Below are 13,534 nucleotides of genomic sequence, written 5' to 3'. Positions count from 1 at the left end.
TCAAATGTTGAAACCGTGGAGCATAACAGTTGTGGCGTGTGGGATTGAAGTTGCGGGCGTCCGGCGGCCGTCGTAAGCTCGTCGGCACCATGGGGATGCACACGCCGGTTACGTTTACGCGCAGGTCTGCCGCCGCCCGCCGCGCGCTGGCGTGGCTGGCGGCGGGGCTGCTGGTTTTCCAGTCGCTGGTGGCCGCCACGGCGCTCGGCGCGGCCCTGCCGGCGGCAGCCGGGCAGGGGGCCTCGTCTGTCATCCTCTGCACCGCCACCGGCCCACGGGTGGTGGCGCTGGACGACGTGGACGCCGCAGCGGCCACGCCGGCCCAGGCCGCTGGCCACGTCTCCCCCCACGCCGCCGGCGGCACCTTGCCGCACTGCTGCGCCGCCAGTTGCGCCATGCTTGCCGGCGCCGGCCCGCCCGCGTTCGCGGGGCTGGTCTGGCGCCTGCCACTGGAGCCGCCGGCCCTGCCGCGCGCCGCGCAAGCCGGGCCGTGCCCGCGTGGCGCCACGGCCTGGCTGCCGCAGCAATCGCGCGCGCCGCCGCGCGCGGCCTGATCCTTTGCGCCGGTCCCCGCGCACGCCCATTCCTGTGGCGGGCGACGCGGGCGCGCACCGGTCGTCGATACCCAAACCGTTCTTTTCGCGCGCGTCCGATCCGCTTTCGGCGCCCGCGCCATTCTTTTCGCGCGGCCGCGCGCCGCCGTCACTTTGGAGTCCGATCATGTTCAAACCCGCATTCATCGCCGCCGCGCTCGTGCTCGCCCCGCAATGGGCCTGGGCCCACGCCCACCTGCAACGCGCCACGCCGGCCGACAAGGCCGAGGTGGCCGCGCCGTCTTCGGTGACGGCCACTTTCTCCGAAGGGTTGGAGCCCGCCTTTTCGTCGCTGACCGTGCTGGACACGGCTGGCAAGCAGGCCGTCGCGGCCAAGGCCGCGCCGGCGCCGGGTGATGACAAGACGCTGGTGTTGCCCGTGGCCACGCCCTTGCCGGCGGGCGCCTACACCGTGAAATGGCAGGCCTTGTCCAAGGACGGCCACAAGACCAACGGGGCCTGGACGTTCACGGTCAAGCCCTGAAATGGACACGTTGTGGGTCGTGTTCGCGCTGTGCCGGGCCGTCAGCGCCGGCGCGGCGGCGGTGCTGTTCGGCGCCAGCGCGATGCTGGCGCTGGGCGGCTCGCCGCGCCTGGGGGTGGCCGCCGAGACCGCGCTGCGGCCGGCCCTGCTGCGCATCGGCGCGGCGGGACTGGTGGCCACCCTGTGCCTGTTGCCGTTGCAGGCCGCCAGCATCGCCGGCGACTGGCGGGCGATGCTGGACGGCGAGATGCTGGACACGGTCACCCTGCAGACCGGCTACGGCCAGGCCTGGGTGGTGCGCGCCCTGTGCGCGGCCGCCGTGCTGGGCATCGCGCTGGGGCTGCGGCCGGGCCGGCCATCGTGGCTGGCGGGGCCGGCGGCCGTGGCATTGGCGCCGCTGGCATTCAGCGGCCACGCCGCGATGCACGAAGGCGGCTGGGGCCTGGCGCACACGGCCAGCGACTATCTGCACCTGTTGGCGGCCGCGTTCTGGCTGGGATCGCTGCCGGTGTTCCTGTCGTGGCTGGCGGCCTGGCAACGTCCGCGGGATCGCGCCGAGGCCGCCCGCGCGCTGCTGCGCTTTTCCGCCTGGGGGCATGTCGCCGTGGCGGCCTTGCTGTTCAGCGGCGTGGCCAATGCGGCGCTGATCCTGGGGCCGGCATTGCCGGATGCGGGGTGGGACTACGTGCGCGTGCTGTTGCTCAAGATCGCGCTGGCGCTGGCGATGACCGGGCTGGCGCTGGCCAATCGCTATCGCTGGATCGCGCGCATCCGGGCCGAGCCGGCCCTGGCCCTGCATGCCATCCGGCGCAATACGATCCGGGAAATGCTGCTGGGCGCCGCGGTGCTGGTCATCGTGGGCGGGTTGGGGTTGATGTCGCCGTCGTAGAGGGTGTCGTGAAAGGCGTCTTAAGGGCGTCTTGAAGGCCGTTCGCGCTGGCCGCCGTCATCCCGCCAGCACCAGCAACAGCGCCAGCGCCAGCAGCAGGCCGAAGGCGGCCAGCGCGAACGGCAGCAGCTGCACGTACACGGGCCGCTCCTGGCCATGGCCGCGCGCCAGGCCGGCGGCGATGGACATGCGCACCGGCGAGAAGAACCCCATCGACGTGCCGGACACGTGCAGCAGCGCCGCCGCCGCGGGCAGGCTCAGGCCGGCGTGCAGCGCCAGCGACAGCTGCGATGGCATGAAGAGGCTGTTGGGCGCGTTGCCGCTGTTGGCCAGGATGCCGAACGCGCCGGCCATGAGCGGCGTGATCAGCAGGGTCCAGTCGCCGAGGGCGCGGAACAGGCCGTCGGCGTAGGCCTGCGAAATGCCGGCGCCCGCCAGCACTTCGGCCATCATCGCGAACAGGAATACCGAAAGCACCGCATGCCTGCCGGTGCGCCAGGCATGGCGCGCGTTGGCGGCCAGCAGGCCCGGCCGGCGGCGCATGGCCGCCATCAGCAGCGCGCCGCCGATCAGCCAACTGCCGGCATGCAGGAACGGCGTCCAGGCGGGCAGGTCGGCGTAGGGACTGAAACGCGCCAGCGAGGCCAGGCCCTGGTTCAGCGCCGGCACCAGGCGCGTGGCGACCAGGCAGGCGATCAGCACGATATACGGCAGCGCGCCGCGGGCGGCGGCCCGCAATTGCGCGCGGCCGGGCCGCCGGTCCAGCGCGAAGCGCAGCACGATCAGGGGGCCATAGGCGGCCAGCAAGGCGGTCTCAGGGCCCAGCAGCGCGGTGGCGGCCGTCAGCAGGGCCAGGCTGGCCAGCATCCAGGCCGTCTCGCGCCCGCGTTCGGCCATCGTCGCCGGCAGGCCGGCGCGCCGCGCCGTGGTCCAGAACAGCGCCAGCCACACGCCCATCAACAGGGCCACGGGCACCATGCCGTACAGGGCCAGCTGGGCCGGCGGCACGCGCGCATAGGCGGAGGCCAGCAACGTGCCGCTGCCCATCGCGCCCCAGGGAATCAGGGTCTGGCTCAGCAGCGCGAAGACCATCAGTTCGCGCGGCTTGAAACCGAGCGGACGGATCAGTAGCACGGTGCCCAGCATGCCGACGCCGAAGCCGGTGGCCGATTCGGCGAACGGCCCCACCAGAAAACAGGCAAAGAACAGCAGGCGGCGGCGGGCCAGGGGATCGGCCGGCACGCCGGCCGCGTCGGTGCCGGATGCGGCGCCAGCGGGCGTGGCGTCCCGCGCCGCCATCTGCCAGAACAGCAGGCCGCCCAGGATGTAGGGCGTGATGACCCCGCCGATCCAGAGGCCGCGCGACAGGGCCTGGCCCAGCGCGCCCGCGCCGAAGGCGCCGGGGGCCGCGAACAGCGCCACCGCAATGGCCGCCAGCAGCCCCAGCACGGCGGCCAGGGTGGTGTTGAGGCGGCCGCTGGCGATGGCGCCAATGACCACCAGCGCAGGCAGGGACCACAGCAGGTACATCATGGCGCGAGGCCCGCCTGGTCGGATGCGCGGCGGGCGCGGTGCGAGCCGGTTGCGTTGCGCGCCACGGCTCAGCAGGCCGCCGCGAAAGCGCGCAGGATGCCCAGCGCGTGCGGCGTGGGCGCCAGGGCGGCGCGCAGCGCGGTCACGTCATGGCCTTCGGCCGCCAGGAAGTCCTGGCGCCGCGCCAGGCACGCGTCCATCAGCCCGGCGGTGAATTCCGGATGGAACTGCACCGACAGCGCGCGCGGGCCGTAGCGCAGGATCTGGTGCGGATCGTGGGCGGTGCCGGCGAGCACGGTGGCGCCGGCCGGCGGCCGCAGCACGCTCTGCTCGTGCGTGAGATGGGCGGGAAAGCGCTCGGGCAATCCCGCCAGCAGGGGATCGGCCGCGGCGGCGGGCAGGCGCGCAACGGCGTGCAGCCCGATCTCGCGGCCGCGCGGGTGGTAATCGACCTCGCCGCCGAAAGCGTGAGCCATGAGCTGGTGGCCGTAACAGATGCCCAGCAGCGGCAACTGCGCCGCCATGGCATCGCGCAGCCATTGCGCGGTGCGCTCGCTCCAGGGCTCGCGGTCGGTGACCATGGCCCACGAGCCCGTCAGCACCGCGCCGCGCAGCGTGGCCGGATCGGGCAGGTCCTCGCCGGCGGCCGGATGGATGACCGCCAGCGGCGTGCCGACGCCCGCCAGGGCCGCCGTGATCCAGTCGGCCTGTTCGCCATGGATGGCGCGCAGGTCTTCGGGCGGTCGGCCCATTTGCAGGATGGCTAGCGGTCGGTGAGGCATGGCGGTGGCGGAATCGGCGGCGCCCGAGTGGGGCCCCGCGCAATGATGAGGCCGCCGCGCCCATTCATCAATAGCCCGGGCCGGCTATCTGCTATGAGCGGGAATGATATCGGCCCGGGGCCGGCTGCCCGACGCCGGGCCATGGACGCGGCCGTGGCCCTGTCCCGCATGGCCGGCCCGTCGTCTCACAGCGTGGCCGCCTCGCGCTCGCGGCGGGATGCGGACGCCGCCGCCACGGCGCGATGCGACGGCCGCGCCAGGCCCAGATGCTGGCGCAGCGTGGCGCCGCTGTATTCGGTGCGGAACAGACCGCGGCGGCGCAGTTCCGGCAGCGCCAGCTCGATGAAGTCGTCCAGCCCGCCGGGCAGCCACGGCGACATGATGTTGAAGCCGTCCGCGCCGTCTTCCTCGAACCATTGCTGCAACTGATCGGCCACGCTTTGCGGCGTGCCGACCACCTGCTGGTGGCCGCGCGCCCCGGCGATGCGCAGGTAGAGCTGGCGGATCGTCAGGTTGTCGCGCCGCGCCAGGTCGATCAGCAATTGCTGGCGGCTCTTGCCGCCGTTGGTCTCCGGAATGTCGGGCAGGGGGCCGTCTACCGGGTAGCCCGACAGGTCGAAGCCGCCGATCATGTTGGACAGCAACTGCACCCCGACGACCGGATGGATCAGGTCCTGCAGGCGCGCGAACTTGTCCTCGGCTTCGGCCTGGCTGCGGCCGATCACGGGGAAGATGCCGGGCATGATCTTGATGTCGTCGGGATCGCGGCCGTATTCGACGGCGCGGCCCTTGATGTCGCGGTAGAAGGCCCGGGCCTCGTCGAAGGTCTGGTGCGCCACGAAGATGACCTCGGCGGTGCGCGCTGCCAGGTCGCGCCCGGCTGGCGAGGCGCCAGCCTGCACCACCACCGGGCGGCCCTGCGGCGAACGCGACACGTTCAACGGCCCGCGCACCGAGAAATGCTCGCCGCGATGGTGCAGCGGATGCAGCTTGGCCGGGTCGAAATACTGGCCGCTGTGCTTGTCGCGCAGGAAGGCGTCGTCCTCCCAGCTGTCCCACAGGCCCAGCACCACGTCGTGGAACTCGGCGGCGCGGGCATAGCGGCGGGCGTGCTCGACGTGCTCGTCCAGGTTGAAGTTCTGCGCCTCGCCCTGGCCGCTGGAAGTGACCAGGTTCCAGCCCGAGCGGCCGCCGCTGATGTGATCGAGCGAGGCGAACTTGCGCGCCACGTGGTACGGCTCGTTGTAGGTAGTCGAAACCGTGGCGATCAGGCCGATTTTCTCGGTCACGGCGGCCAGCGCCGACAGCAGCGTCAGCGGCTCGAAGTGGTCGCTGCGCGCGGTGCGCGACAGCGACGCCAGGTCGGTGTTGCGCACGCCGACCGAGTCGGCCAGGAAGATGGCGTCGAACTTGGCGGCCTCGGCGCGCCGCGCCAGCTCGGCGTAATGGCGGAAATTGACCGGCGCGTCGGCCTGGGCGTCGGGATGGCGCCAGGCGGCGATGTGATGGCCGGTCTGCATCAGGAAGGCGCCGAGCTTGATCTGGCGCGTGGAACGGGTCATGGGGATGACTCCAGCAATGGGGTGGACGGCAACGTAGCCGGGAAGCGGAACGGGGATCTCACCAGGCCATGCGCAGCGAGGCCAGCGACGGCAGCGCGGGCACGCCGGCGGCCGCGTCGGCGCCCAGCGGCGGGCTGTCGTCGGCCGGCGCGCCGTCCGGCTCCAGGAAGTCGGACAGCACGTCGTCGCGCAGGCGGATGAAGCGCGGGTCGCTGCGGTTGCGGGCATGCGGCAGCGGCACGTCGACGACGCGGCGGATGCGCCCCGGGCGCGGCTGCATGATGACCACCCGGTCTCCCAGGTAGACCGCTTCCTCGACGTCGTGCGTCACCAGGATCATGGTGATGCGCTCTTTCTGCCAGATGCGCTGCAACTCGGTCTGCAGCCGGGCGCGGGTCAGCGCGTCGAGCGCGCCAAAGGGTTCGTCCAGCAGCAGCACGCGCGGCCGGTTGACCAGGCCGCGGGCGATCGCCACGCGCTGCGCCATGCCGCCGGAGATCTGGTGCGGGTACGACTGCTCGAACCCCTCCAGTCCCACCAGGGCAACGTGCTCGGCCACGCGGTCGCGCTTTTCGCTGGTGGAGATGGCGGCGTTGCGCAGCCCCACGGCGATGTTCTGCGCCACCGTCAGCCACGGGAACAGGCGGTGGTCCTGGAACACGATGCCGCGCTCCGGGCCGGTGCCGCGCACCGGTTCGCCGCCCAGGGTGATGGTGCCCTCATAGGTGTCGTCCAGCCCCAGGATCAGGCGCAGCAGGGTGGACTTGCCGCAGCCGCTGGCGCCGACGATGGAAACGAACTGGCCGGCGGGGATCTCCAGGTCCACGCCCGTGAGCACCTGCAGCACGCCGCCTTCGGCCTGGGCGCTGGGATAGCGCTTGCCGACCGCCTGTAGCGACAGGTCCAGCGAAGTATGTTGAGTCATGCCTGAGTCTTCCTGCGGTTATTGGTCCTGCCCGCGCAAGCGCGCGAGCCGGCGTTCGGCCACGCGGGCCAGGGCGTTCATGAGCCAGCCGATCACCCCGACCACGAACATGCCGAAGATCACCAGGTCCATCTGGAAATGTTCGCTGCCCTCGATCAGCAGGTTGCCGATGCCGACGCCCGCCACCAGCAGGTATTCGGCGCCGATGGTGGCCAGCCAGGAGTAGATCAGCGCCAGGTAGACGCCGGTGAAGATGGCGGGCGCGGCGGCCGGCAGCACCACCTGGGCGAAGGTCTGCCAGCGGCTGTAGCCGTACACCCGCGCCACCTCCAGCAGCTTGGGCGGGGTGTTGCGCACGCCGTCGCAGGTGTTGACCACCACCGGCACCAGCGCCGCCAGCGACAGGAACACTACCTTGGCGGTGTCGCCCAGCCCGAACCACACCGAGATCAGCGGGATCCAGGCGAACAGCGAGATCTGCTTGAAGGTGTTGAAGCTGGGGCCGACCAGCCGGTTGAAGGCGGGCGACAGGCCCAGCAGCACGCCCAGCAGCAGGCCCGCGACCGTGCCGATGGCAAAGCCGGTCAGCTCGCGGCCCAGGCTGGCGCCGAGCGCGCGCCACAGCTTGCCGCCCAGGATCTGGTCGGTGGCGGTGGCCAGCACTTTTTCGGGCGACACCAGCAGGGCCGAATTCACCAGGTCGATGCGCGCCAGCAACCACCACAACGCGATGGCGGCCAGCGGCAGCACCAGGCCGCGCCAGCGGCCGCCGGCGCGCACGGCCAGCGGTTGCGACAGCGCCAGCTCGGCGGCATCGCGGGAGGCGGAAGTGGCGGCGTTCATGGGCGTGCCTGCGCGGTGAGGGTGGGGCGGCCCTGGATCAGGCGCGTCTCGGCCCAGTCCAGCAGCCGGTCGATGGCATAGCCGATGGCGCCCACCACGATCACCGCGGCCATCACCAGGTCCAGCTGGAACAACTGCCGGCCATAGACGATCAGGTAGCCCAGGCCTTCGCTGGACGCCACCAGCTCCACCACCACCAGCGACAGCCAGGCCTTGGTGAAGCCCAGCCGCAGCCCGGTGAAGAGCGTCGGCAGCGCCAGCGGCACGACCACCTCCAGCACCTCCTGGCGCCGGCTATAGCCATAAACCCGCGCCACTTCGCGCAGCGCCGGGCTGGCCTGGCGAAAGCCCTGCAAGGTATTGAGCGTGACCGGCACCAGCGCCGCCTTGGCGATCAGGATGTACTTGAGCGGTTCGCCGATGCCGACGATCAGCAGCACGAACGGCAGCCAGGCCAGCACCGGGATCTGCACCAGCGCGTTGAAGGTCGGCAGCACGTAGGCCTCGAGCCGGCGAGACAAGCCCATCGCCGTGCCCAGCAGCAGCCCCAGCAGGCTGCCCAGGGCAAAGCCGACCAGCACCCGTTGCAGGCTGGCGCGGGTGTTCAGCCACAGGTCGCCGCTGGTCGCCAGGTCGCGCAGGGTGTCCCAGACGAAGGCGGGCGGCGGCAGCACCTGCGGCGAGATCCAGCCCTGGCTGGCGCCGGTCTGCCACAGCGTCAGCAGCGCCAGCGGCAGCAGCCACGGCGCGGCGGTCCAGGCCGCCTGGCGCGCCCAGGCTGGCGCCGGGGCCGGGCGCGGCAGGGCAATAGGGGAAAGCGAGGACATGGCGGCGCTCCGGTCAGCGTGCCGCGGCCTGCGCCGGGCCGGACACCGGCTTGCCGGCGGCGTCGAACGCGGTCCAGTAGCGCTCCAGCCCCTGGGCCTTGAGCGCATTCTGCAGGTAGCGCGGATCGAACCAGCCGTCCAGCGAGACCTCGCGGCGGATCAGCTTGAGCTTGACGGCGTCGGCCACCACCGCCTTGTAGCGGGCGATGATGAAGTCGTCGATCAGCGGCGAGTTGCGCGCGGCCAGGTCCTGCTTGTCGAATTCGGCCTGCCACGAGGCGTAGGGCACGCCGCTCTTTTCCCAGATCTTGAAGAGGGCGTCGCGGTTTTTCTCGTCGGACGACCACTGCGCGGCGCGCACGAACACGTCCACCACCTTCTGCACCTGGGCGGGATTCTCGCGCTCGAAGTCCTCGCGCACCAGCAGCGAGGCCTGGCGGGTGTAGGCCGGGTCCTGGCCCTGGGTGCTGTAGATGACCTTGGCCAGGCCCTGGTCGCGCACCTTGAACCATTCGTAGCCGCCAAAGGCCGCGTCCACGCCGTTGGACACCAGCGCCGCCTGGGCGCTGCCGGCATCCAGGTTGACGCCCTTGATGTCGCGCTCGGCCAGGCCATGCGCGGCCAGCACGTTGATTGCCACCAGGTGGCCGTTGGTGCCGCGGAAGATCGACACCTTGCGGTCCTTCAGGTCCTCGATGGACTTGAGCGGGGAATTCGGCGGCGCCACCAGGTACAGGTTGTTGCGCGCGCCGCTGACCAGCAGCAGCTTGGTCTTCAGGCCGTTGGCGCGGCCCACCACCTGCGGCAGGTCGCCCTGGTAGGCGAAGTCGATCTGCTTGTTGGACAGCGCTTCGTTGACGGCCGGGCCGGCGCCCTTGAAGAACAGCCACTCGACCTTGACGCCGTCCGCGGCGAAGGCCTGTTCCAGCCATTGGTTGACGCGCACCACGCCGCCGGGCGAACCGCCCCAGGTGACCGGATCGCCGCCGCCGGCGGTGGCCACGCCGACGCGGATGACGTCGGCTGCCCGGGCGCTGCCGCCCCACGCCGCCAGGGCCGCCAGGCCCAGCGCGGCGATGCGTTTACTCAGGATCATCAATGACTTCATGGAATGACTCGTTCAGGAAAGGATCGGGCAGCCGGCCGGCATCACGCCGTCCGGCGGTCAGGCAGACAACGGCGGGCGGGGTCAGGCGGCCGCGCGCGCTGGCGCGGCCAGCTTGCGCTCGATGGCGGTGCCCTGGAAGAAGGCCGGATTGGCCTCGGTATAGAAGCGGTAGGGGTTGCCGAACACCAGCGCCTTGAAGTCCTGCGCGCTGATCACGCCCTGTTCGACCAGGTCCCAGCTTTCGGCCAGCGGCGCGGTCAGGTCGGGCACGTCCCAGTGGCCGATATCCGAGGACCAGATGGCGTTGATCTTCACGCCCAGCGGGTTGACCTTGTCGTTGAAGGCCGCCGCCACGGTGCGGTCGTCGGATTCCGAGCCGAAGTAGAAGCTGTCGACCCAGCGCTTGCGGATGTCCTCGACCGATTCGATGCCGGCGGCGGCGAAGTCGTCCAGCTCGTCCGGGTGCGGGTCGCGGCTGTGCGGCAGGGCCGAGATGCCCAGGCTGTCGCGCAGCAGCTGCTGCGGGTCGATGTCGCGGCCGCGGATGAAGTCGGCGCCGTAGCGCTGGAACAGTTCGTGCAGCAGCGCCACGTCGGCGTTGGCCGGGTTGTAGTTCTGCACCGCGGCGCGGTTGCGCTTTTCCCAGCGGTCCACCAGGTGCGTGTAGACGTGCGAGCCCCAGTCGGCGCCGCCTTCCAGCAGCGCCACGCGCAGGTTCGGGAAGCGCCGCGTGACGCCGCCGAAGAACAGCGCCTTGGCGAAGGCCTGCGAGCCATCGGCGAAGTGGCCGATGTGGTTGAACATGTAGTTGCTGATGGAATGGCGCCCGGTCCAGCCCTGGCTGCCGTAGTGCGTGGTGACCGGCACGCCCAGCTCGACCACCTTGGCCCAGAACGGGTCGTAGTCGTACTCGCTGTCGATGCCGTAGAAGTCGATGTAACTGGCGTGCCGGGCGATCTCGGGATGGTCGGCGGCGGGATACTTGCGCGCGATCGCCTTGATCGGCCGCTTGACGCCGCCGGCGATGTTGATGACCTTCAGCCCCAGCGTCTTGACCGCGAATTCCAGTTCCTCGATGCCTTCCTGCGGCGTGTTCAGCGGAATGCCGGCCACCGGCGTCAGGCGGTCGCTGTACTTGCGGTACTGGTCGGCATGGAAGTGGTTGATGGCGCGGTGCAGCGGCTGGCGGAACTCATCGCCGGCACCCAGCGGCGCCAGCACGTCGTTGGGAAACAGCACGGAATAGTCCGCGCCTTGCTCGGCCAGGCGTTCGTTGAGCAGCTCTGGCAGGGTGTAGGTGGCCAGGTCCAGCGTGTTGCGCGTGACCCGCGCCCACCAGGGCGAGCGCAGGGTGCGGTTGTCCTGGCGCTCGGCCGGGCTCTGCTGGTACCAGTCCTTGCCGCCGCTCCTGGTGGCAAAGCGCGAACCGAGGGCCTTGCGCAAGGCATCCACCAGCTTGCCGCCGCCGTAGTGCTGGACGTAGTCCTCCAGGACCGGCGCGTAGTCGTTGACGTGCACGTCGGTGTCGATCACCGGGTAGTCCAGCGTCGCCTTGACGGCGGCGGATCGTGACGCTTGGCTCGGGTGCAAAGGCTGGTTCATGCTGGCGCTCTCCGTAGTTCATGTCGCGAGGCGCAGGGGAATTCCCTGCTTGCCTGGCAAACATTACGGGAGCGCCGCGCGGCGCCCAACGAAGGATTGGTTGTTTAGTTGTGCGTCATGACTAAATAACCAGGCCGCCCGATCAGCCGCCGCGGCGCGCCGTCAGCCACTGCGCCGGCTTGAGCGCCTGGTTGACGATGCGGATTTCGCCGATGCTGCCGAAGAAGCCGTCGGCGCGCGCGCCGTCCCACGACCCGGCGCCGATGATCCACGGCATGTTGGCGGCCAGCGTCGCCAGGCCCGGGGCGTCGGCCACGTTGCGCAGCACCGGGGCGCCTTCGACGTACAGGATGGTCTCGTGCGTGGCGCCGTCGTTGACGATGGCCACGTGCATCCATTTGTCGGCGATGATCTCGCCGGACCAGTTGGCCTTGGCTTCGCGCGCGCCGCTGCGCTCGGGCACCACCTCCCATTGCACTTCGCGCAGGCTGGAGATGGCGAACAACAGGGGCGGCGATTCCGGGTCGCCGCCGCTGTAGCCGGGCAGGTCGCCGCGCTTGCCGTCGCGCGTCATGATGTTCATCCAGGCATTTTTCTGCGAGGTCCAATCGCGGTCGATCTTGATGAAGGCTTCCACCGTGTAGCCGTTGAGCACGGTCTCGGCGTTCAGCACCGCCGAGGTGGCGGTGCTGAAATAGCTCATGCGGCCGGTGTTCTTGTCGGTGTTGAGAAAGCGCACCGAGCCGGGCGCCGCCGACAGGTAGTGATGGTCGCTGGACCACAGCAGGTCGCCCAGCTGGGCGCCGGCCACGCCGTCGATGTTGAGCGCGGCGCGGCTGATGGGATTGAGGCCGGCCCGGTCCTGGATCACCTGGCCCACCGGCACCGGCTGGCCATCGGCGCCGCCGAAGAAGCGCCAGTGCGCCAGCGTGCCCGGCACCTGCGGGTAGTCGTCGCTGTCGACCGCGGGCTTCTGCGCGTTGGCGGCGGGGTCGGTGTAGTTGGCCAGGATCAGTGCGCGGGCCTGGTCCACCAGCGAGGTGTGCGTCGGCGCGGCGGCCTGGAACGTCTTGTTGAAGCCGCCAAAGCGCCTGGCGAAATCCATCTTGATGGTGAATTGCTCATTGGCGCCCGTCAGCACCGCCTGGTCGAAGGCGTTGAGCGTGTCCTTGGGCTTCTGCGGCACCCAGGGCGAGAACGACAGCACCCGGATCTCGTTGTTGCTCAGGTCGAATTCATACAGCCGCATCAGGCCGTTGCCACCCTGGTAGGCCATCTGGTAGTCCACCACCATTTCCTCGACCGCATTGCCGAAGGCATTCATCTTGGTCAGGCGCGCGGCGCCATGGTAGTGGCCGTTCAGGGTCATGAAGATCTGGTCGTTGTCGCGGATCAGCTTGTCCCACAGCATCAGGCCGTACGGCACTTCGAGCGGGCTGACGCCGTCCTTGTCGATGTTGAGCAGTTGGTGGTTGACGAGGATCACCGGCAGCGTCGGATTCGCGCGGATGACCTGGTTGGCCCAGGCCAGGGCGCCATCGGAAATGCGCCATGACAGCGACAACACCATGAACTTCTGGCCCTCGGCCTCGAACACGTGGTATTCATGAAAGCCGCTGGGATCGCGGCCGCCGAAGGTGGCCTGCTTGCGGGCGCGGTCGGTGCCGAAGGTCTTCAGGTAGGGCTCGTTGGCCAGCGTGCGCTGCGCATCGGTGGCGCTGGCCTGGCTGCTGGGGTCCACGTAGTCGCGATCCAGGATCACATCATGATTGCCCGCCAGGATCGAATACGGCACCTTGGCGTCTTCCAGGATCTTCATGGCCGAGCTGGCCACGGTCCACTGGTCCGGCTTGCCCTGCTGGTCGACCACGTCGCCCAGGTGGATCAGGAAGGGGATGCCCAGCGACCTGGCATGGTCCGCGACCCACTGCGTCTGGGCCTTGTACGGCTCGCTGCCGTACTTGCGCATGAACTGCTGGTTCTCGGCGTCGGTGGCGTAGCGCGAGTAGAACTGCGTGTCCGGCAGCACGGCCACGGCGAAGCTGGAGATGTTCTTCGGTTGCGGCGCGGGCGTGCCGGTCGACGGGCTGTCCTCATCGTCGTCGTCATCGCTGGAGCAGGCCGAAAGCAGCAGCGAGCCGCCCACCGGCAGCAGCGTGGCGCCAAAGCCGGCTTTCAGCAGGCTGCGCCGGCGCGGATCGGCCGCCGTCGGCAGGTTGTTGGAAATCGTGGCAATGCCGTGCTTGCTGTCTTGCGTGTCGTGCGCCATCTGTGTGCTGCCCATTCAGAAAAAGTGGGAAGCTTAGGAACGCCGAATGACGAACGTGTTAAGCGCGCATGAATATTGTGCGCGGCAGGCCGACGGCGGGCGCGGGCACGGCGCCCG

12 protein-coding genes are annotated in these 13,534 nt (G+C 70.2%); 3 read left to right on the top strand and 9 right to left on the bottom strand.

Annotated features, from left to right (window positions below; translation table 11 throughout):
• Window positions 1-95 precede the first annotated feature (95 nt).
• The 3 genes from AC6CR5_RS05660 to copD all read left to right on the top strand — a co-directional run bounded on the left by AC6CR5_RS05660 (window position 96) and on the right by copD (window position 1,966).
• Window positions 96-554 carry a DUF2946 family protein gene (locus AC6CR5_RS05660; protein WP_498085322.1) on the top strand — a complete coding sequence of 153 codons (459 nt, stop codon included), beginning with the start codon at window positions 96-98 and terminating at the stop codon, window positions 552-554.
• Between the two features lie 166 nt (window positions 555-720).
• A complete protein-coding gene (gene copC, locus AC6CR5_RS05655) occupies window positions 721-1,077 on the top strand; it encodes a copper homeostasis periplasmic binding protein CopC (protein WP_020927748.1) in 357 nt (118 codons plus the stop codon).
• 1 nt (window position 1,078) lies between these two features.
• Window positions 1,079-1,966, top strand: a complete 888-nt coding sequence (gene copD / locus AC6CR5_RS05650; RefSeq protein ID WP_131728045.1) for a copper homeostasis membrane protein CopD — start codon at window positions 1,079-1,081, stop codon at window positions 1,964-1,966.
• Window positions 1,967-2,023: 57 nt separating this feature from the next.
• Here the strand turns inward: copD and AC6CR5_RS05645 are convergent, their stop codons facing one another.
• The 9 genes from AC6CR5_RS05645 to AC6CR5_RS05605 all read right to left on the bottom strand — a co-directional run bounded on the left by AC6CR5_RS05645 (window position 2,024) and on the right by AC6CR5_RS05605 (window position 13,432).
• The gene (locus tag AC6CR5_RS05645) at window positions 2,024-3,499 is read right to left on the bottom strand and encodes a hypothetical protein (protein ID WP_498085321.1); all 1,476 of its coding nucleotides are present in this window, start codon (window positions 3,497-3,499) and stop codon (window positions 2,024-2,026) included.
• A gap of 68 nt (window positions 3,500-3,567) precedes the next feature.
• Window positions 3,568-4,281, bottom strand: a complete 714-nt coding sequence (locus AC6CR5_RS05640; protein WP_045953152.1) for a glutamine amidotransferase — start codon at window positions 4,279-4,281, stop codon at window positions 3,568-3,570.
• Between the two features lie 185 nt (window positions 4,282-4,466).
• A complete protein-coding gene (locus tag AC6CR5_RS05635) occupies window positions 4,467-5,843 on the bottom strand; it encodes an LLM class flavin-dependent oxidoreductase (RefSeq protein ID WP_047990807.1) in 1,377 nt (458 codons plus the stop codon).
• Window positions 5,844-5,901: 58 nt separating this feature from the next.
• On the bottom strand, window positions 5,902-6,768 hold the full coding sequence (locus AC6CR5_RS05630; protein ID WP_251200584.1) for an ABC transporter ATP-binding protein: 867 nt from the start codon (window positions 6,766-6,768) through the stop codon (window positions 5,902-5,904).
• Between the two features lie 18 nt (window positions 6,769-6,786).
• Window positions 6,787-7,611 (bottom strand): ABC transporter permease, encoded by an 825-nt coding sequence (locus tag AC6CR5_RS05625; protein WP_251200583.1) that lies wholly within the window; start codon window positions 7,609-7,611, stop codon window positions 6,787-6,789.
• A complete protein-coding gene (locus AC6CR5_RS05620; protein WP_020927740.1) occupies window positions 7,608-8,438 on the bottom strand; it encodes an ABC transporter permease in 831 nt (276 codons plus the stop codon). Before AC6CR5_RS05620 ends, AC6CR5_RS05625 begins: the two co-directional genes overlap by 4 nt.
• A 13-nt stretch (window positions 8,439-8,451) precedes the next feature.
• Window positions 8,452-9,546 carry an ABC transporter substrate-binding protein gene (locus tag AC6CR5_RS05615; RefSeq protein ID WP_498085320.1) on the bottom strand — a complete coding sequence of 365 codons (1,095 nt, stop codon included), beginning with the start codon at window positions 9,544-9,546 and terminating at the stop codon, window positions 8,452-8,454.
• Between the two features lie 81 nt (window positions 9,547-9,627).
• Window positions 9,628-11,148, bottom strand: a complete 1,521-nt coding sequence (locus AC6CR5_RS05610) for an amidohydrolase family protein (RefSeq protein ID WP_498085319.1) — start codon at window positions 11,146-11,148, stop codon at window positions 9,628-9,630.
• A gap of 142 nt (window positions 11,149-11,290) precedes the next feature.
• Window positions 11,291-13,432: a LamG-like jellyroll fold domain-containing protein gene (locus tag AC6CR5_RS05605; protein WP_498085318.1), complete on the bottom strand. Its 2,142-nt coding sequence runs from the start codon at window positions 13,430-13,432 to the stop codon at window positions 11,291-11,293.
• Window positions 13,433-13,534: the final 102 nt, after the last annotated feature.

The sequence above is a fragment of the Achromobacter sp. EG18 genome (assembly GCF_059759395.1).
The sequence above is the reverse complement of the archived record's forward strand: the minus strand, read 5'-3'. Positions and strand labels throughout refer to the sequence as shown.